This window comes from Streptomyces sp. M-16, from assembly GCF_052114405.1.
Taxonomy (GTDB): domain Bacteria; phylum Actinomycetota; class Actinomycetes; order Streptomycetales; family Streptomycetaceae; genus Streptomyces.
Map to the genome: position 1 here is coordinate 112,708 of NZ_JBFRER010000006.1, position 23,954 is coordinate 136,661.

Annotated in this window: 21 protein-coding genes; 12 read left to right on the forward strand and 9 right to left on the reverse strand. The window is 70.2% G+C overall.

Features of this window, described 5'->3' with window-relative positions; translation table 11 throughout:
* Positions 1–250: 250 nt before the first annotated feature.
* Together AB4039_RS05135 and AB4039_RS05140 are read left to right on the forward strand one after the other, a co-directional pair.
* Positions 251–508: a hypothetical protein gene (locus tag AB4039_RS05135; protein WP_266846469.1), complete on the forward strand. Its 258-nt coding sequence runs from the start codon at positions 251–253 to the stop codon at positions 506–508.
* A gap of 306 nt (positions 509–814) precedes the next feature.
* Entirely contained in the window at positions 815–1,267 is a 453-nt protein-coding gene (locus AB4039_RS05140) for a hypothetical protein (protein WP_266846467.1), read from the forward strand.
* Positions 1,268–1,379: 112 nt separating this feature from the next.
* Here the strand turns inward: AB4039_RS05140 and AB4039_RS05145 are convergent, their stop codons facing one another.
* From AB4039_RS05145 to AB4039_RS05165, 5 genes are all read right to left on the reverse strand, one after another.
* Positions 1,380–1,757, reverse strand: coding sequence for a hypothetical protein (locus tag AB4039_RS05145; protein WP_266846465.1), 378 nt, complete (start codon positions 1,755–1,757; stop codon positions 1,380–1,382).
* Positions 1,754–2,308, reverse strand: coding sequence for an RNA polymerase sigma factor (locus tag AB4039_RS05150; protein ID WP_266846464.1), 555 nt, complete (start codon positions 2,306–2,308; stop codon positions 1,754–1,756). The genes AB4039_RS05145 and AB4039_RS05150 overlap by 4 nt, the downstream gene beginning before the upstream one ends.
* Positions 2,301–2,393 carry an LPXTG cell wall anchor domain-containing protein gene (locus AB4039_RS05155; RefSeq protein ID WP_266846463.1) on the reverse strand — a complete coding sequence of 31 codons (93 nt, stop codon included), beginning with the start codon at positions 2,391–2,393 and terminating at the stop codon, positions 2,301–2,303. The genes AB4039_RS05150 and AB4039_RS05155 overlap by 8 nt, the downstream gene beginning before the upstream one ends.
* Before the next feature lie 233 nt (positions 2,394–2,626).
* Positions 2,627–3,256, reverse strand: a complete 630-nt coding sequence (locus AB4039_RS05160) for an SMI1/KNR4 family protein (RefSeq protein WP_266846461.1) — start codon at positions 3,254–3,256, stop codon at positions 2,627–2,629.
* A gap of 355 nt (positions 3,257–3,611) precedes the next feature.
* Positions 3,612–3,980, reverse strand: coding sequence for a hypothetical protein (locus AB4039_RS05165; protein ID WP_266846460.1), 369 nt, complete (start codon positions 3,978–3,980; stop codon positions 3,612–3,614).
* Between the two features lie 179 nt (positions 3,981–4,159).
* On the opposite strand from AB4039_RS05165, the gene AB4039_RS05170 reads away from it, so the two are divergent.
* A complete protein-coding gene (locus AB4039_RS05170) occupies positions 4,160–5,674 on the forward strand; it encodes an immunity 49 family protein (RefSeq protein WP_442270101.1) in 1,515 nt (504 codons plus the stop codon).
* 134 nt (positions 5,675–5,808) lie between these two features.
* Here AB4039_RS05170 and AB4039_RS05175 read toward each other — a convergent pair whose 3' ends face one another.
* A complete protein-coding gene (locus AB4039_RS05175; RefSeq protein ID WP_266846457.1) occupies positions 5,809–6,090 on the reverse strand; it encodes a hypothetical protein in 282 nt (93 codons plus the stop codon).
* Between the two features lie 370 nt (positions 6,091–6,460).
* Here AB4039_RS05175 and AB4039_RS05180 point away from each other — a divergent pair, with 370 nt between their 5' ends.
* From AB4039_RS05180 to AB4039_RS05195, 4 genes are all read left to right on the forward strand, one after another.
* Complete coding sequence (locus AB4039_RS05180; RefSeq protein WP_442270102.1) at positions 6,461–8,725, forward strand: hypothetical protein; 2,265 nt, start codon at positions 6,461–6,463, stop codon at positions 8,723–8,725.
* Between the two features lie 346 nt (positions 8,726–9,071).
* Positions 9,072–9,437 carry a hypothetical protein gene (locus AB4039_RS05185; RefSeq protein ID WP_266846455.1) on the forward strand — a complete coding sequence of 122 codons (366 nt, stop codon included), beginning with the start codon at positions 9,072–9,074 and terminating at the stop codon, positions 9,435–9,437.
* Positions 9,438–9,694: 257 nt separating this feature from the next.
* Entirely contained in the window at positions 9,695–10,048 is a 354-nt protein-coding gene (locus AB4039_RS05190) for a hypothetical protein (protein WP_442270103.1), read from the forward strand.
* 965 nt (positions 10,049–11,013) lie between these two features.
* Positions 11,014–11,184: a DUF2199 domain-containing protein gene (locus tag AB4039_RS05195; RefSeq protein WP_442270104.1), complete on the forward strand. Its 171-nt coding sequence runs from the start codon at positions 11,014–11,016 to the stop codon at positions 11,182–11,184.
* Positions 11,185–11,940: 756 nt separating this feature from the next.
* Here the strand turns inward: AB4039_RS05195 and AB4039_RS05200 are convergent.
* Together AB4039_RS05200 and AB4039_RS05205 are read right to left on the reverse strand one after the other, a co-directional pair.
* Positions 11,941–13,161 (reverse strand): ParB/RepB/Spo0J family partition protein, encoded by a 1,221-nt coding sequence (locus AB4039_RS05200; RefSeq protein WP_442270105.1) that lies wholly within the window; start codon positions 13,159–13,161, stop codon positions 11,941–11,943.
* Positions 13,158–14,318, reverse strand: a complete 1,161-nt coding sequence (locus AB4039_RS05205; RefSeq protein WP_266846451.1) for a ParA family protein — start codon at positions 14,316–14,318, stop codon at positions 13,158–13,160. The genes AB4039_RS05200 and AB4039_RS05205 overlap by 4 nt, the downstream gene beginning before the upstream one ends.
* Before the next feature lie 1,936 nt (positions 14,319–16,254).
* Between AB4039_RS05205 and AB4039_RS05210 the strand changes: the two genes are divergently transcribed.
* The 5 genes from AB4039_RS05210 (at position 16,255) to AB4039_RS05230 (ending at position 21,755) form a co-directional block, all read left to right on the forward strand.
* On the forward strand, positions 16,255–16,962 hold the full coding sequence (locus AB4039_RS05210) for a hypothetical protein (protein ID WP_266846450.1): 708 nt from the start codon (positions 16,255–16,257) through the stop codon (positions 16,960–16,962).
* A gap of 51 nt (positions 16,963–17,013) precedes the next feature.
* Complete coding sequence (locus AB4039_RS05215) at positions 17,014–17,430, forward strand: hypothetical protein (RefSeq protein WP_266846449.1); 417 nt, start codon at positions 17,014–17,016, stop codon at positions 17,428–17,430.
* A 1,263-nt stretch (positions 17,431–18,693) separates the two neighbouring features.
* Positions 18,694–19,689, forward strand: a complete 996-nt coding sequence (locus AB4039_RS05220) for a bifunctional DNA primase/polymerase (protein WP_442270106.1) — start codon at positions 18,694–18,696, stop codon at positions 19,687–19,689.
* Positions 19,686–21,233: a phage/plasmid primase, P4 family gene (locus AB4039_RS05225; RefSeq protein ID WP_266846448.1), complete on the forward strand. Its 1,548-nt coding sequence runs from the start codon at positions 19,686–19,688 to the stop codon at positions 21,231–21,233. The genes AB4039_RS05220 and AB4039_RS05225 overlap by 4 nt, the downstream gene beginning before the upstream one ends.
* Positions 21,234–21,359: 126 nt before the next feature.
* Positions 21,360–21,755 (forward strand): DUF6009 family protein, encoded by a 396-nt coding sequence (locus AB4039_RS05230; protein WP_266846447.1) that lies wholly within the window; start codon positions 21,360–21,362, stop codon positions 21,753–21,755.
* A gap of 91 nt (positions 21,756–21,846) precedes the next feature.
* Here AB4039_RS05230 and AB4039_RS05235 read toward each other — a convergent pair whose 3' ends face one another.
* Complete coding sequence (locus tag AB4039_RS05235; protein ID WP_442270117.1) at positions 21,847–23,892, reverse strand: HelD family protein; 2,046 nt, start codon at positions 23,890–23,892, stop codon at positions 21,847–21,849.
* Between the last annotated feature and the right edge of the window lie 62 nt (positions 23,893–23,954).

Sequence of the window (23,954 nt, forward strand, 5' to 3'; positions counted from 1 at the left end):
CGGCTTGGTTGGCGAGAACGCGATCAGAAGATCCACTCGGGGAGTTCGTCAGGCGGCGGCAGCCGGGGAGGATGACGGAGATGAGGTCGCGGCGGCGGAAAGGGCGGTCGGGGCCCACCTCGCCCGATGAGGTGGAGCTGTACGAGCTGTACCTCGGATGGCCGCCGCGACGGGTGGCAACGGTGGCAGGCCGCCGGATCGTGCCCGAGGCTCGTTGACGGGGACGAGTACGAGGGAAGGGCAGCGCCCCATGCCGGAAGCCGACGAGGAAGGCCTCACCGTGCGCCCGATCGGCACGGTGGACCAGGATCGGAGCAGGGCCGAGCGCCTGAAGAGTGCGGTCATGCGCACCCGTCTGCTACCCACGTTCCTGGTCCTCACGGTCATGATGGTGGCCCTGTGGCTCATGGGAATGCCGTTTCTTCAGGCCCTGACGATTTCGACCGCGGTGAAGATCGTGGTGGCCCTGCTCGAACTCCGCCGGGTGCCCGGATCTCCAGAGAGCTGATGCACGCGGCTGTCGGCAGCCGCATGTGTCCCGGGAGCTGTTGCTCCAGCCGCTGATCGCCGGGGGGACTCGGTTCACGTCGCGTCACCGCAGCGCTCCACCGGCACTCCACACCGGCGATGCCGCCGCCGCCACCACCACCACCACCACCACCGTAGACGGAGTCCGAGGACCCGCCGGTACCGCCGCCGTTGAAGCCGCCGGAACCGGGAGCGCTGTCCGACGGGCAGCGTGCCGACGACCTCGGTGACCGGTCCAAGGTGGCGTGGGGTAGCTTCGGTGGCGCCGACGGACGAGGAAGAGGACATGCGGACTACTGGTGTCGAGGTCTTCTCCTGCGCCGTGTGCAGCGCCGTGTTGTCCGTGCCGGTGCGTGAGGTGCATCCTCCGGCGGAGGACGAGGTCTGGACGCCGCTCGACTCTCCCGTGGACCCCTGCCCGCCCAGAATGGCGGCGGGCACCTTCGCCCGTGACCCGGAACCGGGGCGCATCACCTGGGGCCCGCCGCCCAAGGGCTTCCGTATGTCCCGGGCGGGGAACGGGCCAGGAGTGGACCTGCTGTTGAGCCCGGCCGACCTGGTCGGTACCACCAAGATCCTCAGCCGATGGGGCGGCTGCTGCGGGCCAGGCGGGCACGAGGGGGCGAATCTGGCGTGCGCGGGGTGTGGGACGCAGGTCGGGCTGTGGATCGGTGACTGCTACACCTGGCTGGAGGTCGTCCTCGACGGGCGCCTGGTCAGGCGTTCCCCGGCGGCTTGAGCACCTCTTCGTCAGCCCGCCGCCAGTCGCGGCCCTCTCCCCCACACGGGAGGGGGGAGAGAGGGACGACCGGCGGGACCGCTCGCCCGGACCGGGTGGGGTCGGTGGCCGGTCACCCCGGCCCGTGCAGGGCGGGCTCGGCAGTGCCCGGGGTGGGGACCGCGGGGCCCGCAGCGGGTTTCCGGTCCGGCCGGAGTGCGTGAACGGCCCCCGCAGGCTCCGCGACCGTCAGCGTGCACCGGCCGTCCTCGCAGGAGCGCTGCAGTCGGCCCCGCGAGATGGTCTGCATCAGACCGATGGTCCAGCACATCGGGCAGCCGCGCAGTGCCAGCACGCCGACCGGCAGGAGCAGCAGGCTGACCGGGCCCGTGGTGGCGACGAGCGCGAGCGAGGCGATCAGGCTGCCGAAGCCGATCAGGCCGCGGATCAGGTGGCGGGGCAGGGACGGACTCGCGAAGTCAGGCCCGTCGGATCGGGTGGTCGTCGTCATGCGGTGTCTCCGGTCGTGGGTCGGGGTGTGGAGCGGAGGGACTGCTGGACGGAGGCGCGAGCGCGGTGCAGGCGCGATTTCATCGCCGCGGTGCTGAGGCCGAGCGCCTCGGCGGCCATCCGTCCGCTGTAACCCTGGATGTCCCGCATGATCAGCACGCGGCGCTGCTCGGCCGGCAGAGCGGCGACGGCGGCGGCGACCCGGCCCGCCTCGATGCGCTGCAGGACCACGTCCTCGGCGGAGCTCACGGCGGCATCCGGCAGGTGTGCGTCGGACCGCATCGTCCGCGCGCGCCGCAGGCACTCGTTGCGGACGATGCGGAACATCCACGAGGCCAGCGCGCCGGACGCCCGGAGCGTCCCGATCTTGCGGTAGAGGATGATCAGGGCTTCCTGTGCGGCGTCCTCGGCGTCCTCGGGAGTGGCGCAGAGCGAGCGGGCGAATCGCCGTACGTTCGGGTGCGAGCCCGCGACCAGTGCGGTGATCGAGTCGACGTCGCCGCGCTGGGCGTCGACGACGAGCTGTTCGGCGGGCCAGGACGAGTCAGCCACGGGCTTGCTTGCGCTTGCGCGTGACGAAGTAGGCGCACGTGCAGAGCAGCACGGCTCCGGCGGCGATGGCGATACCGATGAGCATGAAGACCTCCTGTTCCCGTTCCGACGGTCGTCGGCACACGTATAGGAGGCGCGTGCCCGCCGAAAGGATTCGGTCCGTCCCGGGAAAATCTCGATCGCGCCGTGCCCCCGGGTCGGCTTCGGCCCCACATGACCAGGACGCGTCGGATGTGAGCGGAGAGCGCTTCCCGGCCGACCGTGGATCGTTGCCCGTGGGAGGGGGCTCGGACAGGAGCGGGGGTCAGGGATGCGTGGTCATTCGAACTCCATGCCGAAGTACGGGTCGGGCTCGCCCGTGTAGGGGTCGACACCGGACTCCCAGCGTCGTTGCTCCTCGCGCCAGTGGACGAACCGCGGTGCGGGCTCGCCCCACAGGGACGCATCGCTGAGCGGGCACCTGTCGAAGCCCGCGGCGAACAAGCGGCGGAGGAACTCCACCATGCCGCAGTCGTAGACCTTCCAGTTGGGCCGGCCGTGCCGTTCCCACACGACGACCGGCCATCTGTCGGGGTCCTCGTCGACGACGAGCCAGCCGAGGATGTCGGCTCCGCAGCTGACACCCCAGGCGATGACGGAATCAGGGCCGCCACTGACTCCGTCAGGGCCTCCTGCGGTCTCCCATATGTGCCGCATGGTGGCGGTTTCGCCCGGCATGCTCCCCATGACCGGACCGTTCGGTGGCTGTGCAGGCGCTTCGGGAGTGAGCACGCCGAACGCGTCGTCGATGCCCCCGCCGCCGTACGTGGCCATGAAGGCTGTGTAGTCGGACGGGAATCGGACACCCCAAGCCCGCCGCAGCTCCTCCCAGTCCACCTGCTCGTCCGCGCCGTCATGGGGCGGCATCACGGACAGAAGCGCGGCGAGAGGTGTTTCTTCAGGCTGCATGGCCCCTCCAGCGGTGTGCTCGTACCGGGGCAATGTATCCGGCGTCACCGACATCGGATTCCGAAGGGCATGGGGAGGAAGCAGGTCAGCCCCAGCCTCTGCCGGCAGGTGCGGCAGCTGGGGCCGCCCACGATCGATGGGCACAGGGTGCGGCCTGCGGCGCGGGCGGTGGTCCGGTCCGGGCGGGCCTGTATGCCGTCCATCAGCTGCCGCCGCGCCCACGCCTGCGGCCGGCCCTGTCCGACTGCCCTGCGGCAACGACAACGGCTCAGGTCAAGCGTGCCGGCTGTTCGTCAGATCTCCGCGTCCCGCAGGACGTGGAGATCGGGTACGAGATCCGCTTCCGTGGCAGACCTCAGGCCGACCTGCGGCGCATTGCCCGGCGGACCCCGTACAGGACCACGATCAACACGATGACGACGAGCAGCCCGATCAGCAGTTTCGAGAAGAGCCCGCCCTTCTTCTTCTTGCTCTTCTTGCTCTTCTTGTTTCCGGTGACGGCCTCGACCCGGGACGACGTCGGTGCGCGGAGACCGGCTGCCACGCCGGCTCCCGCCGGGAGGGAGTTCTGCGCCAGCGCCGTGGCGGCGGGAGCCTGCCGGGCCGCCGGTACGGCCGCCTCCGCGGCTGCCGCCGGGCCCAGCAGCAACCCGGCGAGTATGAAGAGCGGTACGAGTACCGCCGCCGTTGCCGGACGCTTCCTGGGACTGCTGTTGTTCTTCACTGTCTCCCCTGTTCTCCAACGCCCTGACCGCCCGGTGGAATCCGGACAGCTGGGGTACTGGAGCATCGTCGACGAGTTGGACCGCCGCGGCAAGGACATGGGACACGTGACCCCGCCGAGCGCTCCTGCCCGACTGCCCCGTCGTCACGCTGTCACACCCTCCCCGTAGAGTCGGAGGGGTGAATCGAGACGACGCCCTTCACCCGACGGACACCACCGAACTGCTGCACGGTGTCCACGCCCGGCTGCTGCCCCTGGCCGCGTTCACCCCCGAGCTCATGGGGGCCATGCGGTACGCCCGTGTGGTGGCCGACGGGCTCGTCTTCGCGTACGCCCTCGACGGACCCACCAGCGTGCGGACCCTCACCGACAGGGACGTCGAGCGTGCCGGGCTCCGGGAGCTGGGGCAGGCGGCGTACGCGAACCTGATGCGGGTACCCGTCGAGTACGCGGAGGTACTCACCGAAGACGGGGTACGGCTGCACTCCGTCTACGGCGACTCGCACTTCATCGCCGCCAAGGCCCTGTTCCTGTCCGAGACGGCCCGGCAGGTCACCGGTGAGCCGCTCCCGGACACCGGCGCCCTCGTCGTCGTGCCCAGTCGGCACAACCTGGTGTTCCACCCGATCAGCGACGGATCCGTGGTCGGCGCGGTCAACGCCCTCGCGGCCTACGCGTTGGGCGCTTACGAAGACTCGGGGCAGGGCGCCCTGTCGCCGCAGGTCTACTGGTGGCACGCCGGCGGCCTGACGTCGCTCACGGTCTTCGACGAGGAGACCCGCACCTTCTCCGTGCAGCCCCCGCCGCAGCTGCTCGCGATGATGAAGGGCCTGGCCCGGCTCGACGGCGCCGGCCGGATCGCCACCCGCACCGCGGACAAGGCTCCCGACCTCGACGAACTCGCCGAAGCGACCGTCGAGTCGGTGCGACGCCTCGCCACGGACCCCGCGGGGCTGGGCGGCGCGTTCGGCTCCGCCGTCGCACTCGCCCACGCCCGATGCGTCGAAGACCCCGACGCGGCGGGCATCGACACGTGGGACGCCTGGGCCACTTCGGTACAGCTCGGCTCCGCGCTGTTCACCGGTGCGCGGCCCCAGCAGTGCCACCTCGGCGAAGAGCGGGTCGGTCAGCTGCCCGCGACGCCCGCCGACCCGCCCGCGGACGCCCGCGCCTGGCTCGACGCCCTGTACCTCGCCATCGTGTGCCGCCAGCCGGACCGGATCGGCCGGCTGTGCGCGGTGCCGCCGGCACGGCTGCGGGAGGACGACTCCGTCGACGCGTACGTCCTGCACTGGGTCGACACCCTGCAGGCCTACTTCTCCCGGCGGTCCATGGACGAGGTGGTGGAGAAGCTGCTGGCCACCATGGAGTCGTCCATGCCCGAGCGCTTGACGCACGCGCCGAAGGACTTCGTGAACCGGATCGACTACCAGCCCGTCGCCCTCTTCCACCGCCTCGTCGCGGGTGACCCCGACGCCTTCGCCGAGACGCTGGCGGAAGCCCTCGCGGAACACGTCGGGTACTGGGCCGGGTCGGCGGCGCCGCGCGCCGGGCTCGCCCTCGGGCCGCTCGCGATGGCGAGCATGGCCTACGAACGCGGATTCCCCGTCGACCCGAAGCAGCCCTGCCTGCCCGCCTACCTGCTCGACGGGAAGCGGATCGAGGACATCCCCGAATCCGGGGACCCCTCGTAGCCGTGCCGTAGAGGGCAGGAACCGGAACCGAACCGGAACCGCGTCGGCCCACGAGTCCGCGTCCGCACCGCAGCAACCGGCCACATGACACGCGTCGTCGGGGGTGCGGGGGCCGTACGGCCCGCGGGTGGCGGCTACCCGAAGGGGTGTTGGCCGGCGATGGCGATGAGCTGAACGTCCATCTCGTCGGCCTGCGCACAGAGCATGCTCGCGACCGTGCGCATCGTGCCCACGTCCAGCCTGTCCTGGGTCGCCTGGCCCTCCGCCGTCCACGCGAATTCGCCCGACTGCGCCTGCAGGTCGAACGCCCGCGCCATGTCGCGGAGCATCGCGGTGACGTCCTGCACGGCCATGTACAGCTGCCCGTCGGCGCCCCGCCGCACGGGCGTCTCCGCGTCCGTGTGCCGCCAGCCCATCTACCTCACCCCACTGAGATCAAGCCCACCAGGCGGTGTGTCCCCTGCCAGGTCCCATCTTGCTCTCACGGGCGCCATCGGCGAAGGGATTCGGGCGGGATACGTGTCCGGTTCGGCGGTACGGGGCGCGCCGGATACGGGGACCGCGACCGCGCCGGCGCGTACCCGGCCGGTGACCCCATCGGGGCCACCAGCGGACGGACCGGGAGCGGTGTTGGTGTCAGCGGTCGTCGCGGCGGCTCCGCCGAGCCGTGAGCCGCGTCCGGTACACCCCGGCGGTGGTGCGTACCCACAGGCGTACCGCTTCGGGCGACCGCCCGGACACCCGGACCACGGCTCCGCCGATGTCCCACCGGTCTCGCTGCGGGACGTGTACGTGCGGCGCGGCACCGAGGAGCGCCTGGCGCGCGTCCTGCAGCAGCAGGCCCTGGCCGGCAGCCCCGGCCAGCCGGTCCAGGTGGTGCTGGGCGAAGCGGGTGCCGGCAAGTCGAGCCTGCTGTGGTACCTGGCGGAGCTCCTCGACGGCCGACGGGCGGTGGCCCCCCTCCGGGAGACGCGCACCGTCCCTCCGTCCGACGAGATCCGCGCGGGCACGGCGCTCCGGCCGGTCCTGCTGCGGGCGGAGCAGCTGCTCACCCCCGGCGAGGGAGAACGGCTGCTGGAGTCCTTCGAACTGAGCCTGACGGCCGGCTGCGTCGCACTCCTCGACACGGCGGACCTGCTCCTGCACGCCCGGGACGGCCGGAGCGTGCTCAGCCGTACGGTCGCCGCCTGCCAGGAGCGGGACGTACCGCTCGCCCTGACCTGCCGCACCCGCGACGGCAACGCCCTCCAGGGTCTCCTGGGCAGGACACCGTCCGACGTCGTCTGCCGCGTCGGCGACTTCCACAGCGGCGAGGAGCTGGAGCGCGCCCTGTCCACGTACTGCCTGCACTACCTGCCGGCGGCCTCCCCCACCGCCCGGGCGAAGGCGGTGGCGGCACTCCTGGAGGCCGYGGTGCGCGGGCTGCCCGTCCGCGAGGTGGTCGCCAGGCCGCCGACGCTGCGCATGCTCTTCGAGGTGTACGCACCGCAGTCGCCGGCTCCCGAGATCGACGCCGCGGGGCTGTACGAACGCTACTGGGAGCGGCGGGTCCGCGAGGACGGCCGCCAGGGGGCCGACGGGCACACCGTGCCGCACTCGCCGGACCTCTCCTGGCCGGCCCAGTCCCTCACCCGCCTCATGTTGCACGACGGGGCGGTGGCCCTGCCCGTCGCGGACGCGGTCGGCCGCCTGCCCGGGGCGAACCCCGAGGCCGGCGACGACGATCCGCTGGAGCTGCTGGTACAGCTCGACCGGCGCAGCGTGGTCGCGGACGCGGCCGACCGCCGCTCCAGCGTCCACTTCTTCCACCGGACGCTGTTCGAGTACGCGGCGGGCCGCTGCCTGGTGCGCCTCGCCTCCGAGAAGAAGCAGTCGTACTACGGGGCGCTGGGCCGGCACCTGGCGGAGCACCCGGACGACTACCTGCGGGCGGTGGTCGCGGAACAGGCCCTGGTCCAGCGCATGCGCGCGAGGGGCCGCGTACGGGACGACGCGGAGAAGCTGCTCTGCGAACTCCTGGGGAGCGAGGACGTCGACCTCCAGGTGATCGCGGTACGGGCCTGCGCGCTGCTTCCGGACGACCTGTACGGCGACATCCGCGCGGTGTTCCACCGGTACCTGCGGGAGAAGGCGTCACCGGCGATGGTGCGCGAGGTACTGACGCTGCTGCCGACCCGCGAGCACACGAACCCCGAGCGGGTGGCCGAGGACCTCGGCGTCGTGCTCAAGCGGGGCTCCCGCCCCGGCGCCCGCGTGGAGTGGCGCGTACCGGACGTGCTGTGCAGGTTCGGGCGGCGGGACGGGAGGACCGCGGACGTCGTCTGGGCGTTCCTGCCCGAGCTCTGCACCGACCCGGTGCGCTGTCTCAGGCGCGAGCCGGACCCGCAGGCCGTGGCCCTCCAGTGCGTGGCCGTCATCCACCGGCGTACCGGGGATCCGGAGTGGGACGCGCTCTTCCCGGTCGCGGCCCGGATCGCTCAGCGGCTCGGTACCGACAAGGGTCTCGGTACCGACAAGGGCCTCGGTACCGACAAGGGGCTTCCGGCCGGAGTCGGGGACGCGCAGGAGGGGAGCGGCTCCGGCACGTGGGAGGCCCGTACGCCGGTGGAGGAGTGGCGGCAGGCCCAGGCGGCGCTGGACGCCCACTGGTTCGCCGCCGCCCTCTCCACCCCCGACAGGTCGCCCGGGGAGGTGATCCGTGATCTGGCGGCCGAGGGGAAGAAGCCGTTCGACGTACCGAACTCCCGGCTGCGGGCAGTGCTCGGCCGGGTCGGCACGCTGCTGCGCGAGGCAGCCGACGGTGTGCCCGAGCTCTTGGAGGAGACCGTAGCGCTGTGCCGGGACCGGGACACGGTCGGCACCATCGCGGCCTTCCTGCTGCCACCCCTGCTCCATGGGCCCCCGACGCCCCGGGGACACGTGCGGCCGCCGCCTGGTGCGCCGCCCGGCTCGACCTCTTCGACACGCGTGGCGGCCGGGGCCCTCRTACGGGATCCCCGGCCCTGCGGTTCGCGGTCACCGGCCTGGCCCAGCTGCCGCCGGCCCGGCTGAAGGAGATCGTGCGCTGGCCTTCCGTGGGGCTCGTGCACTGGCCTTCCATGGGGCGCCGGAACGACAGGATCGAAGACACCTTCCTGGCACTCGACGGCGCCACCAAGCTCCTCGTCCCCCTGGCCACGTCCGGGCACACCAGGGCGGTCGTCGCGCTGGAGCGCTGGCGGACGCTTGAGGGACTCCGGCACGCGCAGCTGGCCCAAGGCCGCAACGCATGGCCGGGGTTCCGGGGCGGAAGGCCGTACCACGGCCCCCGGGACCGCGACACGATGATCGGGGTGGTCCAGGCAGCCTTCACCGATCACGCCCCCAGGCCCATCGGCTGGTCATGGAGGCACTGCGTGTGCGAGTCCCGACGGCCGCCATCCCCTGGCTCGCCGCCCTGGCCAAGCGCACGGTGGAGCAGCCCGGTTCGGCCGCCGCCCCGGCCCGGGCGCTGTTCGATCGGTTCGGGCCGGATCTGGCCGAGTGGTGCGCCGATCTGTGGGACCGAGGCCCGTGTCCGGACCCGAGCGCCAAGCTGGCTGCGCTGCGCCTGTGGGGCGACGTGGTCCGCATGGGCGCCGCCGACCGGCCGTCGCTCGCGGTGCAGGCGCGGCTGGCGGCGAAGGTGGGCAGCGGGCGGTGGTCCACCGCGTGCACGGTCCTGCGGCACTGGAACGGCCACGACGTCTCCTCGGTCGCGGCCGTCGGCGGCGAGCACGGCTGAGAGGGACTGGACGCGGCTCTGGCCTCGGCGGTCGTCCCGGACGCCTCGGCCGGGGAGGTCGCTCTGCTCCGCTCGTTCCTCCGCTGCCGTTTCGCGCCGCTGGGCACGCGGGAAGCCGTCGCCGCGGCGGTCGACACCGTGGCCGGCCAGATCCGGCTCTCGGCCGACACCGCAGCGATCCACGACTCGGGGGCCGGTTTCCTGACGGAACGCCTCTGCGAGTTCGACCCGGGTCGGCCGTCGAGGTGACGCTCGCGGTGGCCCGCCGGACGGCGGGTTCCGGCCTGGCGGACCCCCACCACGTCACCCGGCTGGGGTGGAAGTGGCAGAAGCCGCTGACCCGGCTGGCCTCGACCGTGGACCGCGAGGATTGGCTGCGGCTGATCGGGGGCCTGGCCGACGGCCCCCAGGCGATGCTCCAGAAGGCCCTCGACACGGCCGCCGCCCGCCGCCGGGAGGAGGACGTACGCGCCGACGCCGCCCACGAACTGGCGGCCAGCCCGTACCGCGACGTTGCCATGGCCGGCCTCCGCGACGCCGCGGTACGCCACCGCAGAACCCCACTGGAGGAACGCCTGTGGCCTGCGGTCCTGCAGCCGCCGGAGGCATGAGGGCCGGGCCGACGCAGTCCGAGGCCTCAGAGCCCACCGAGCAGGCCGGCCTCTGACTCCTCAGCTGGTGGCGCTGATGTCGCGCGGTCGGCGGGACATCCTGGTGTGAGGGATGACGCCGAAACGACATGGCAATCGTGGCTGTCCGGACTTGCTCCGGCCAAGCGGTCTGCGGCGAAGTCACCGCGAACGCAGTTCGAGGCTCTCGGTACGGCTGACGCTCCCATCGGGCGAGGTCGGCGATCGACGAGGCCCATGGAGTCCGGTGAAGACGGGTCTCCCACGGGCCGCCCTCTGTCGGGCCTCCACGAGAACTTGCTGACGACGGATCCGAGCGGGCGCGACGGTGCGGACTGTGGCGGTAGGCCGCTGAGCCGAGCGTACGGAGCAACGCGCGACCACGAGGTGGTCAACAGCCGGCTCCTGACCGATACCGCTCCGCGCAAGCGGCCATCCACCAGGACGAGTTGGAGGCACACGCTCGGCCAGGACGAGCGGCAACAGCCTGAACACGGTGGAAGGCATCACCGCTGTCGCCTCCCGTCGTCCTTTCTCGGGCGAAACGGTGCCAGACCGCTGGGTCGCTCGCTCAGCCGCTGGTGAAGAAGCAGGTCAGGGCAGTGATCCTGACTGTGCAGTGACTGAAGAGACCCAACTTCAGATATGTCCTTCCGAACACGTCCTGAGCCGGTGCGACGGGCAGAGACGCATCAGCCGGTGCTGCCAGCCACGACGCCGCCGGACTCATGGTGAGGATGTACGAGTCAGGCCCGACAGGCGAAGGTCTCGAAGGCATGCTCCGGCCTCCGCAAGCCGTGAGACCGCACGCCTTGCCGTGTCGTGGGCAGGACCGCCATCGCACCACAGCCCCGACTTTTGTCCGCGGACAAAAGTCGGGGCGTTCTTCACAGCAACGGCCTGCCTCTGGCTCTCTCTGAGCAAGGACAACTTCGCCCCCTCAAGCTGTGGAGCGCCGAGGGCCGAGAAGCCGAGAAGCCGTACTTCGGCTGGCTCAGACCGAGCTCGCGATCTACTCCGAGAGCACCACCGACCTGAAGACCGACGCCCACACGCGGCCGGTCGGCAAGCGGCCCTTCGTCGAGCTGGAGCCCCCCGGCCACTTCGAACGTCGCTGAGACAGGGCACTGGACTTTTGTCCGCGGACAAAAGTCGGCTTCACCCACCCGGAGGGAACAACTACAGCCAAGCCTGTCGCCCAGTGCCGGGCAGGGAACCTCGCCCTGGATTCCGTCCCCCTGCCCGGCGACCGCAGGTCGCTCGGATACCAGATGGGCGGTGGCGCGATCACCGACTGGTGATCGGTGCGACCGCCGCCGGGGCCTGCAAAGAAGAGGGGTCAGGCCGACGACCCGCCGACCACGCAATGGGTCAGCCCGGTGGTGAGCTGACCGCCAAACTCCGCCTCGCCGCAGACAGCCGCTACCGCTGCCGGCGCCGGCGCCCGAGGCACGACGACATCGTCCGGCTCCAGGTAGCGCTCGCAGAGCTCGTCATAGGTCGAGCCCGCTCGGCGGTTGTCCAGTGGACGGCGTGTCAGCCATGCCCGCACCGCAAGAGCACAGGCGCTACGTAACCGCCCCTCTCCCCCACCATCGGCTTCCAGCGGTGCCCGACTTTTGTCCGCGGACAAAAGTCGAGGGCGGCTCTCGAACGGACCCGGCATCGGCATGCGCCTATCGCCCGCCGCCTGAACCTCTACGCAAGAGGTACGGCACTACCGCAGGCGCCGCCTCCGCCCACGCCCCATCAAGACCCCGACGCGGTCACCTCACTCCCCCGGGCCCTCCTGCCGGAGGCCCGACTTTTGTCCGCGGACAAAAGTCGGGCCCCACCGCGATGTGCGGTGGGGCCCTGGCTGGGGTGGACGGGGGCTAGCCTCGCCGGTTGTTCTCGATCAGGAGCATCGTCAGCTCTGCCCGGTGCTTCGGCGACATGTTGGCCCAGATCGCCTCGTACATCGCCTTCGGGTCCTGCCACAAGACCGACGGGGTGTCCGTGGTCCGGGTCTGGGAAGGGATCACCCCCTCCGGCTCGCGCTCGTCCGCGTACTCGCTCTCGACCGGCTGAACCGGCTGAACCGGCTGAACCGGCTCCGGAGCGGCTACGGGCGCGGGAGGAAGAACCGGTGCAGAAAGAGGGGCTTCAGCAACCCGTTCGGCGACCGGAGCCGAGGGCTCCTCACGCACTGGCGGCTGGGGCTCGGGGTCCCGACTTTTGTCCGCGGACAAAAGTCGGGCGGGCTGCGCGGCTGGCTCCGGTGGCTGCGGCACTCCCCCGGTCTGGTCCGCCACGGACTCCTGGGCGCTCCGCAAGATCTCCCGCTGAGCCGCCTTCACCTCGGCCTCCTGCTGCTTGCTCTGCTGCAGGAAGCCGAGGAGCTCGGCCGCGCCGACACCCGGCCGGTCCTTCGCCGCACGGGCCAGGAGCCGCCCATCGCGCTCGGGCAGTTCGCCGGAGCTGAGCCGGATCTGGATCTCTTCGGGCAGCTCCAGCAGCACCAGCTGGTTGGTGACCCAGGACGGCGAGCGCCCGAGCCGCTCCGCCGCACGGGACTTGGCTCCGTGCTCTCGGCCCTCCTCGGCACACGACTCCACCAGCTGCTGCACACCCCGCGCGCGCTCGATGACGTCGAAGTCCTCGCGCTCCAGGTTCTCAGCCAGGAGGTGGTCGATGAAGTCGGTCCGGGACGCGGCGAGGTCGTCGCGTACGACGAAGTCGAGGGACTCCAGCCCGACATGCAGGGCACTGCGGAATCGGCGCTCACCGTTGATGAGGACGTGGGTCGCCGAGCCGATCCGGGAAGCGTGGTCCGGCCACAGTGCGAGATAGGCGCCGCGAGTGGTGACGACACAGGCGGACAGCTGCGCCTGACGCAGTTCCTCGCCGAAACGGGTCTTCTCCTCGTCCGTGCCGAAGTTTCGGCGGGGGTTGAGGGGGCTGGGGGAGACCTGGTCGAGGGGGAGCCGGATCAGCTCGTACGACGGTACGTCGCCCTGCGCTATGGCCTTGGCCCGGCCTCGCTCGCTGCGGCCGCCGGCACGGCGGGCGTTGCTGAAGGCGGCGCCGGTACCGAGGAGGTCGCTCTTGCTCATGCCGCGATCCTCCGGGCGATCTCACGCATGGCCTCGGACTGCTCGCAGTCGGGTGCGTAGTGCAGCAGGGGCAGCTTCACGCGGACGGCCTCACGCTGCTCCTTGAGGTCGGCGATGACCGTGATGACCGGCGGGTCGCCGAACTCCTTCCAACTGTTGAGGGAAGAGGTGACGACGTACCCCTTGCGGCTGTCGTAGAGGTTGACGACGAAACCGAGCTGGGCGATCTCGATGTCGAGGTCGTCGATGAGGTCCTCAAGCTGCTCGGTGAGCATGTCGTACGCGTCGGCGGAGGTGTCCTCGGCCTGGACGGGGACGATGATGCCGGAGGTCTTCGTGGCCTCGCCGTCACGGGTACGCGCGTAGTAGAGCGCGGTGTCCATGGTGTAGCCGAGGCTCGGCGGGCAGTCGACGACGATGTAGTCGAACTCCTTCTCCAGTTCCTCCAGCGCCTTCTCCAGGGCGGTCTCCTTGGTCCGGACGTGCCGGGTGGTGGCCAGGCGGGCGTCGAGGAGGAAGGCGTCCTTGCAGGAGGGCAGGAGGAAGAGGCGCCCGGCGAACACCCCGTGCTCGATGGGGACGAGAAGGTCGCGAACGCGGCCTTCGATCTCGCCCAGCATGTGCTTGGCGAGGCTGGGCTCCTTGATGGAGAGCATGTCGGCGCCGAGGTGACGCGTCAGGTGCCCCTGCGGGTCGAAGTCGATGACGCAGACCCGGGCGCCGGTCTCGGCCAGGGCCTGGGAGACGCCGTTGCTGATGGCGCTCTTGCCTACGCCGCCCTTCTGGTTGCAGACCACGATCCGGCGGGCGCCCTCGTTCGCGGGGCGGCGGCGGCCGACGGGGGAGGGATGGGTATCGAGCCAGAGCCGGATGGACTGGGCGAGGCCCTGGTTGTACGGGATCTCACGCGCGCGGCAGTCGTCCTTGAACTCCCCGTACAGGCCGGTGGGGAGGTAGGTGGAGAACGACGAGGCGCCCGAGGTGTCCACGGGGGTTGCCGCCGAGGCGTCGGCGCGCCAGGCGCGCACCCCCTCGGTGACGGCGTCCTGGATGTCCACGCCCAACTGGGCTGCGCGGACTTTGAGTTCCTGCCGCAGGGACGCCGGCAGCTTGGCAACTACCTTTTCCCTGACTTCCGGGTCGTATGGAGCGGTCATGCGGGTACCTTACTAACCTTCTTGGGGGAAGGCGAAGAGGCACACCGAAGATTCTTGTCCGGCTATGCGCGGAGTTCGCCCGAAACACGAGCGGTTACCTCAGCGAACCACGACGCCGACACGGCCCCGCCCCGCTCCCTGGCACCCGTCCCGACCTCCTCAACTCCGCCCATTCGCCCCTCCTCCGCCCCCAAACCGCTCCGCCCACCGGTCCGGACGCTGCCGGGTAGGGGAGTGGTGGGGCCGGCGGCTGCCGACTCCGCGACACCGCCGGCTCGGCTGGTGCGACAGCCGCGACGCCCCACCCCACGAAGGGGCACCGGCCGCTCCTGCAGTTGGAGGCGGAAACCGGAACCCCCTGGGGTGAGATCGTCAACGTCTCCTTCTGGATCCGTGACGAGGCCTACGGGCGGGAGACCTCCGGAACATCCCCCGCCCGTATGAAGTCATATGACCCTCCCAGCCCCGCCCGGTCTCACTCGACCCTCCCTACCTAGCCCCGGAAGCCCTCGAACTCCACGGACCTCCCCGGAGCGTTTCATGGAGCCCGACTTCGTCCGAGAGCGTCTCCGCAGCCGTACACGGCGGTTCCCGCCGGGCAAAAATCGCTGTGCGGCCCGCTGACGGCTTCACGTGTGAGGGAAGGTCACATCACACCGGGTCAGTCGAGTTCGGGCCTTTGAGGCCCGGTTCTGTCGGTCCAAAATTGCCAGAGATGTCGGAAAATTGACTAGATGTTCGAATGGCCAAGGATCGCGCGCATGGGCGTAGGGAACACGGTCGCCCGTCAGGCCGCGAAAGGGGATCGCCAGCCTGTCTTCCCCGGACGCAGATTGCACTGCGACTGCCACACCTGCATGCTGCCGACGACGTTGCACGGGAAGCCGAGCGGCTGGGGAGCCATGAACTCAGGGTCGGGATTGCCGAACCCGGATACGGCCACAGCTCGAACATCAGCKGGTCGTGGAGCGCAGGACCCTCCAAGCCCTCACGGCGATGGCCGGCAGCGGACCAGAAAGCGCATACCCACCACATAGGGGATCTTGTCCGTCGGTGACTGCGGACCGAACATCCCAGGGGCCAGCCCCTGGACCCCGCCAGCGCCTGGCCGCGCTGGACCGGCCTTGGCATGGGGGGCTACTCGCCCCCCAGACCCCCTCGCCAGGTGCTTGGCGCCCTGGACCAGCCCACCCCTCACGCCCTGCACGGCCTCCCTGACGGTCGGCCGCGCACCCCTCGGGCGCTGGGCGCCCTCACTGGGCATGAGGGCGGCGGCAGAGGGTGGTTGATACCGGATGTGGCTGAGGCCGGGGGTGCGGAGGAAGCACGAAAAGTACAGCCCTCGTGGACTTCGAGGTGACTTGGCCCAGGTCGGAGTGGGGAAGCCGTGGTGCTTCGTCGACTGTTGACACACCGATCGACCTGTTGAGCGGTGCTTCGTGCTGCTCACAGACAAGAACCTGATGGAGCCTCACGGCCGTCCTCGACAGCTGCTCTTTAATAAGAGGGCGCCGCGATTTCAGACCCCTGACCTGCATGTTTGTCGCGCCCCATGTGTCCCCCAGGACACATTTGGGGTTTCGAAATGTGTACCTGGCGAGCACATTTCGCGAAAAAATCAAGCACTGCTTGATTTTCGGACAGCGCCAACAGCCCTGGAAACACTGCAGGTCAGAGAGGTGGCCCTCGGACCCGGAGGAGCCAGAATGCATGCGTGGGCTTTACAATGATGTGCCGTCATCGCGACACACAAAATCAAGCAGCCATGTACTTCCGGCGCTTGGACGCAGAAAAACTCCACGAGGCATGGACTTTTGGCGCAGCGTTCGAACGGCGGTGTGCCCCGAGGGCTCATCCGGCGCGCCGGGGCGTCAAAAGACAAGCACACGTTGATTTTTTGGATACTCTCGGACCGCCTGAGTAACAAGGAGGTCCAGTGACATCTGATCCGCCCGCCCGTCGTCGGCGCGGGCCCCGGCCCGTACCCGTCCCCACCGCCGCGGGCAACGAAGCCGAGTACGGAGACATCCTGGCGGTCCTGGGCCAGCAGCTCGGGGAGAAGGTGGTCGAGGCCACCGACCCCGGAGGCCGCCGGAGGCTCAAGGGAGTCCACTTCGAGTACGCGGCCGACCCCCGCGCCGTACACGACATGGCCGGGGGCGCCGGATACAGCCTGGCCAGCAACTGGTTCACGCAGCTGCTGGCGCAGCTGGCCGTCGCGAACAGCATCACCAAGTCCCAGCTGTGCGTGTTCCTCTTCGTGGCCGGAGGGCAGGTACCGGGGACCGGCATCACCCCGTACACGCAACAGGAGATCACGGACGGACTGAACAAGATCGCCGCTCAGAAGGGCGGCAAGATGATCACGCGGTCCACGGTCAATCGAGCCGTCCAGGCGCTCTGCGGCTACAACTGGGTGGAAAAGGCCGGCAACGGTCGTATCCAGATCAACGTGCGGTTGTGGTTCCACGGCAACAGCACGGCCCAGCACGAGGTTCTTTCCGAGATCTCCGACCGGCACGAGCACGACGTCGAGGCCTTCCCCTACGCGGTGGGCCCCGAAGGTGCCCACCAGGAGGAGCTCGACCTCGACTTCGGCTACGAGGCCGAAGCCCGCCTTCGCAGAAGGAGGCGTACCGGGTGATAGTTCTGCCATGCCCCTTCGCGGGCACCCGCTCACGAGGAAGGCTCTCCCATGGCTAACGTCATGTCTCCGATCATCGCGGAGCGCATCTGGGCCCTGCCGTTGTCCGGGTCCGCCGTCAAGTTCCTCCAGTACCTCGTCTCCCGCAGCGACTTCGGGGGAGCCCTCCCGGTCCGGCAGAAGGACATGGCGGCGGAGTACGGGGTCACGCCCCAGGCCGTCAGCGGCCTCATGGCGCCCCTGTGCGACCTGAACATCGTCCTCAGGCCGCGCAGCGGCGAACGCAACGGCAACTCGTACCGACTCCACCCGCTGGCGGCGAAGTACGAGAGCCCTGAGGACATGGAGGCGGCCTTCCGCGCGACGCTCGTACGCATTCAGGCGGGAGATCTGCCCAACCTGAAGCTGCCGACGTACCAGCAGACGCCGCCCACCCCGACCGGCCGTCCGAAGCTGCAGGTCGCCTGAACGGGTAGCCGACTCCCGGAAAGACGGAAGCCCCCCACCGAAGTGGGGGGCTTCCGCGCCTGAGTAACAGGATGGTTCGGTCATTATATCCATCAGGCACCGGGCAGGCGCAGCCGTACTGCACCACACGAGCCGGCCGTGTCCCCGGTACGGCCGCCTTCACCATCGGCCGGCGGGAACGACCTGGTCGCCGCGCGCCGACCACGCGTAGCCCTGTTCGGTCCGGACAGCATCATGTGACTCGTACGGGTTCGGCCGAAACACATCTGGGATCTCATCGCCGGACTCCTGCCCGAAGAAGGTGAACTCCGGCGCGTGATGCCGGCATCGGCCCATCGAGGCTGCGTCCAGGCTCGATCACCTGTAAGCAGTACGGAGGCCGCGTGTCGCGGTGATGTGGCCGGAGCTGCCCCATGCAAAACGGAAGGCTCTCCACCGGGGTGGAGAGCCTTCCGCGCCTGAGTAACAGTCGAGGCTCACTGTATCGGCCGGACGCCGGCCTGTCCCAGCCCGAAGACCCTCATACATGTGTGTGGTGGAGACCGGGGAGGCAGGGCCTGGGAGGGACTGAAGGGGCCCTTCAGTCCCTCTGGTTTCGGTCCCTCGCCGGTGCTGCTCATAAAGCTGCAGGTCAGAGCGTTCCCGCGGTCCGCGGCGAGGGACCGGAGGGACTGAAGGGACCGAACTTTCCTGTTCCACTGATTACGCGTGCGTGTGTATGCGTACGCGCGTAAGAAGACCCCTAAAACGCTGGAGCGCTGATAACTAGGACTTCTCAGTCCCTTCAGTCCCTCTTGCGGCACCTGCAGGCCGTTGACCTGGGCTTTTCTGTGAGGGACCGAAGAGGGACCGAAACGCTGGGTCCCTGCCGAGAGTCCCTGCGCCCAGCAGGTGCCTCCGGCTGCCCGGAAGGCGACACGCCCGGGGTGGGAAACCTGCGGTTGTCGGCGCCCTGCTGAGGGACCCTGATGGGTGCTGACGTCCAAGGGACCGAAGGGACTGAAAAACCGATACAACGTGACGAGGAGCGCCGCCTCCTGAGGTAGGCTCAGGGCCTCATTCGAAAACTCGGTCCCTTCAGTCCCTCCCTGAGCTGTGACGGCCCTTTGACCAGTGCTTTTGCCTCAGGGATCGAATCAGCTGTTGGGTCCCTCGACAAGGACGATCCGAGTGCCAGGCCAGGGCGACACCACCAGAGCAGCGTCATCGGGGACCATCAGTCCCTTCGATGTCGCCGTGTGGTGCGCGGTCCAGGGCTGGCCCGTGCATCCTCTGGCGCCCGGCCGCAAGACGCCGGCGGCCAACTGCGCGGCCTGCCGGGAGCACACCCACCCCCCGCAGGGCTGCCCCTGCACGGCAGCGGGCAAGTGGTGCCACGGCTTCCACGCGGCCACCACCGACAGCGCCCGCCTCAGCGCCTGGTGGGGAGAGCAGGCCTCCTTCGGCGTCGGCGTCTCCTGCGGTCCCGCGGGGCTGGTGGTCCTCGACGTCGACGCGCACAGTGCCGAAGTCCCCGAACGCGACCGGCTCCTGCCCGGCATCGCCATCCACCCGGGCGTCAACCTGGACGGCCTGGCCTCCGGCTTCGACACGCTGGCCCTGCTCGCCGCCTACCGCCATCGGCCCGACCCTGTGCAGGACGAGTCGACCCTGCGGGTCAGGACCCCCTCCGGCGGCCTGCACATCTGGTACCGGGTCACCGAGCCCGGGGTGCGCTACCGCTCTTCCACGGGCTCCAGCCCCAAGGTGGCCCTCGCCTGGCAGGTCGACGTACGGGCCGTCGGCGGCTACATCGTGGCTCCCGCCACCCGCACCCCGGCCGGTACGTACGACCCCGTCGGCCCGGCCCGGCTTCCGGCCCCGCTCCCGGACTGGCTGGCCGCCGAACTGACCCGGACCGGACACCTCGTCGACGACGGCCCCGCCCGTTCCGCCGCCACCGCCACGACGGCGCCCCGCCCGGCCCCGAGGCCCGACAGCACGGGCGCCCACCGCCTCCTGGAGCCCCTGCTGGCCGAGGTCCACGGATGCGCCGCCGTCCCGCAGGGAGCGAGCTTCACCGAGAAGCTCAACCGGGCCGCCTACACCGCCGGAGGCCTCGTCGCCTCCGGCCACCTCACCGACGCAGAGGCCCGGGAGCTCTTGACCGCAGCCGCCGACGAAGCCCGCCCGCACCAGAGCCACCGCAGCCTCGCCATCATCAACTCTGCCCTGTCCGCCGGTCTCCACCGGCCGCTCCACCTCAAAGGACGCCCATGAGCAGCGCCGACGGTCCGCGTTTCGACGCCACTGCCGCCGCCCAGCAGATGCTCGACCTCGAAGGCCACCTGCCCGCCCCGAACCTGCCCGCACAGCAGGGCGCCGTGACGGTGCACGAGCAGGCCCGCCCGTCGGGGCAGTTGCCGGGTCTGCTCAGCGACCGCGGGAACGCGAAGCTGTTCGCGGTGATGTACGGGGACCAGTTCCGTCACGTCGAGGGCCTGGGCTGGTACCACTGGAACCAGTACCGCTGGAAGCGCAGCGGGGGAGAGAAGGCCGCGGTGTGGGCGGCGGGGGACATGGCGGAGCAGATGCCGGCCTCCGACCCGACCGGGCTGTACAGCGACCGCGAACTGCTCCTGCACCGGCGCCGCTCGATGTCGACCCCGGGCATCAAGGCGATGCTCACCCAGGCGAAGGCCTCGCCCGCCCTCGCCCTCGACCCCGACGTCCTGGACGGCGACCCCTACGTCCTGTGCACCCCGGCCGGCGTCGTGGACCTGCACACCGGCCGGATCCGCAAGCCCGACCCCGAACGCGACATGCACTCGCGCGCCACCAGCGTCGCCCCCGAGGCCACCGAGACCCCGCGCTGGCACCGCTTCCTGACCGACACCTTCGGCGATGACGCCAAGGGCGCGGAGACCATCCAGTTCCTCCACCTGCTGCTCGGCTACTCGGTCACCGGGGACGTCGGCGCGCAGGTCCTGCCCTTCCTCTACGGCACCGGCGCCAACGGCAAGTCCGTCCTCCTGGACGTCATGACCCAGATCCTCGGCGACTACGCGCAGGCGGCTCCGCCCGGCTTCCTGATGGAGAAGGGCAAGTTCTCCGAGCACTCCACCGAGCTGACCGAACTCCACGGCCGGCGCATCGTGGTGTGCAGCGAGCTCAAGCCCAACGACAAGTTCGACGAGTCCCGGGTCAAGCTCCTGACCGGCGGCGACCGCATCATGGCGCGCCGCATGCGGCAGGACTTCTTCTCCTTCACCCCCACGCACAAGCTGTGGCTGCTGGGCAATCACCGCCCCGAGGTGGCCTCGGGCGGGCACGCCTTCTGGCGCCGGATCCGGCTCATCCCGTTCGAACGGGTCGTGCCCGCCGCCCGCAAGATCGACAACCTCGCGAAGGAACTCGTCGACAGCGAGGGTCCCGGCATCCTGCACTGGCTCGTCGAAGGCGCCCAGCACTACCTGCGCACCCGCGACCCGCTCACGGGACCGTCCTCCGTCCGCGTGGCGACGCAGGCGTACGCGACGACGGAGGACCACATCGGCCGCTTCCTCGCCGAGTGCTGCACCACCGAGCCCGCCCGGAGCGGCGGCGACCTCAGGGTCGAACAGGGCCTGCTCTACGGCGCCTACAGCGCATGGTGCAACGCGGGCGAGGGCATCCGGCCGGCCACCGCCCGCGCTTTCGCCACCCGCGTGCGCCAGGAACTCTCCCTCGCCTCACCGGCCGACATGATGAAGTCCAGCGGCAAGAAGTACTACCCGGGACTCGCACTCCTGGCCGATGACGACCCGGAATCCTCATATGTCTAGACCACGCCGCCTACACACCAGTCGCCCATCTCTCTACGATGGACTCGGTCCCGTCCCCCGGGACCCCGCCCGCCAGACCCACCCAGGCCCGCACCCGGCCGCCGACAACGAAAAGGGGCCGCAGCCATGAGCTCGCTGCTGAACGAGAGCGACCTCCTCCACGAGAACACCGTGGTGTGGCTGGAGAACCCCGAACAACTCGACTACGTGCGCCAGGCCCTCGACAAGACCGCCCGCCGCCGCGGCAAGCCCCGCTACGCGCGCGACGGCCGCATGGTCGGCTACACCGAACTCGACGAACACGCCGAAGCCGATCCCGACAGCGGCCTCCAGCTCCGCCGCGTCTTCTTCCTCCTCCCGCACGACCGCGACGCCCAGCCCGACGGCCTCTACCAGGCGGGCGCCCCGGGCGAAGCGGTCGACCCCCGCACCATCGAACCGCGCCGGGTGGGGGAGAAGACCCCCCGCTCGCAAGGCAGCCGGGCGGGGAAGATAGCCGCCACCGGGGCCAGAACGGCGTAGCACCGGACGGGCCGCCCGCCGACGGGCGGCCCGCCGTGACCGGGYCGCCCGTGGAGTGAACGGGTGGTTTGGGTGGTCGGGGTGCGGGTCGTCAGGCGGGCTGGATGGTGATGGTGCGGAGGCGCTTGGTGGCCCGGGTGAGGGCCACGTACAAGTCCCTTTCCCCACCGGGGCGGGCCGTGATGATCTCCTCGGGGTTCATGACGACGACCCCGTCGAATTCCAGGCCGCGTGCTTCGGACGCCGGCACGATGCGTGCGTGGTGGGCGATGCCCCGGTCCGTCAGCTCGCTCACCCTGGCGTCCGCGCAGATCACTCCCAGAAGCTCGCCCGGGTGCGCGGTGCTCTGGGCGCGGAGTTCCTGAACGACGGCGGTGACCAACCCGTCCGCAGACGTGGTCACGGTGCGGGGGCTCTCACCGCTTCGCAGCGACCGTGTGGGCTTCTGGTCCGGAGCGATCCGCGTGAGCAGGTCCCGGACGCTCTCCAGAATCTCCTGCGTGGTGCGGTAGCTGACGGTCAGGTCGTGCAGTTTGAACCGCGGTCCTACGTGGGGGCTCAGTGCTTCCTTCCAGTCGCGTGCCATCGCGACCGGGCCTGCCTGGGCGAAGTCACCCACCAGCGTCATCGCCCTCGCAGGGCAGCGGCGGACGATCATCCGCCACTGCATGGCGGTCAGTTCCTGCGCCTCGTCGACGACGACGTGCCCGTACGTCCGCTCGGGGGGACCGTCGACCAGGCTCGCCGCCTCGTCCAGCAACGGCACATCGGCATCGGTCCACGGGTCGTCCGGACCGCGCAGCAGAAGGGACCGCTCCTGTTCGGTCAAGCGGGGCAGGCGCTCGGCGAGAGCGTCGGCGTCCGTCAGGAGCGCCTTCACGAGGTCACCGGGTACCAGCCGCGGCCACAACACCTCGACCGCCCGGTCGACGCCGGCGTCGTCGAGGAGATCGGCTCGGATGGCGTCCAGGTCCAGCTCGTGGACCGGACCCGGGTCGGCCGCACCTTCGGCCCGGCGCTGGGCGGTTCCTGTGAACCGGTCGAGGTTGATGCCCGTCATGCTTTCGGCATCGGCGTCGATCTGCTCCAGGAGGTCGCCCAGGTCTCGTTGCATCGCGTCGGTGACGGCGTCGACCAAGAGCTCCCTGAACACCTCGCGCGCGGGGTTGTGCCCCGGTGCGGCTGCCACGGCGGCGTCGCGTGCCGTGGCGACTTCCCCGTCGGACAGGTGAACCAGCTCCTGTCCGACCCGTACGGTGAAGTCACCGGCGGGGGCTTGGTGGACGCGCAGGAGGCCGGCCAAGGCGTCGGCGAGGTCGGAGCTGCCCTTGAGACGCGCCGTATCGAACGGGTCCACCGTGTCCACCGTGTCCACCGTGTCCGTGGACACTCCGGCCAGTTCCCGGCAGGTCGCCAGAACGACGTCGTTCTCACCGAGTGAGGGAAGGACCTGGGAGATGTAGTCGAGGAACCGGGCGTTCGGGCCCACCACCAGGACACCCTCCTCCGCTGCGCGCGGGAACGCGTACAGGACATAGGCCGCCCGGTGCAGGGCGACCACCGTCTTGCCTGTACCGGGCCCGCCCTGCACCACGGTCACCCCGCGGTGGGCGGAGCGGACGACCTCGTCCTGCTCGGCCTGCAGCGTCGCGACGGCCGCGTGCATCCTGCCCGTACGCCGTGCCGACAGGGCCTCGGTCAACKGGCCGTCCCCCACGACGTCCTCGTCCGTCGGGGCGCTCCCGTCCAGCAGTTCGTCGCTCACCGAGATGACCGTGCGCTCCTTGAGGCGCAGGTGCCGACGCCGCCGCAGGCCCATCGGGTGCACCGGTGTCGCCTCGTAGAAGGGCCGCGCCGCGTTCGCGCGCCAGTCCACGAGCAGAGGCAGGTCATCCTCCTCCGTGTGCAGTCCGATCCGTCCGATGCGCAGGGCCGTGCCATCCGTCCAGTCGATGCGGCCGAAGACCAGTCCCTTTTCGGCGCCCTCCAGCCGGCCGATTTCCTTGGCCAGACGCTCGGCGGCGATTTCTCTCTCGTGTGCCTCACCGGCGCTTTCCGCCGGAGCCTTCAGTACACTCGCTCGGTGTGCTCGCGCCTCGGAAATCCGCTCGGTGAGCAACTCATATAAGGAGGACACATAATCCCGCTCCGATTCAACCGCACGCACAGCAGGATCATTTACTGTCGACAACAGGGGCC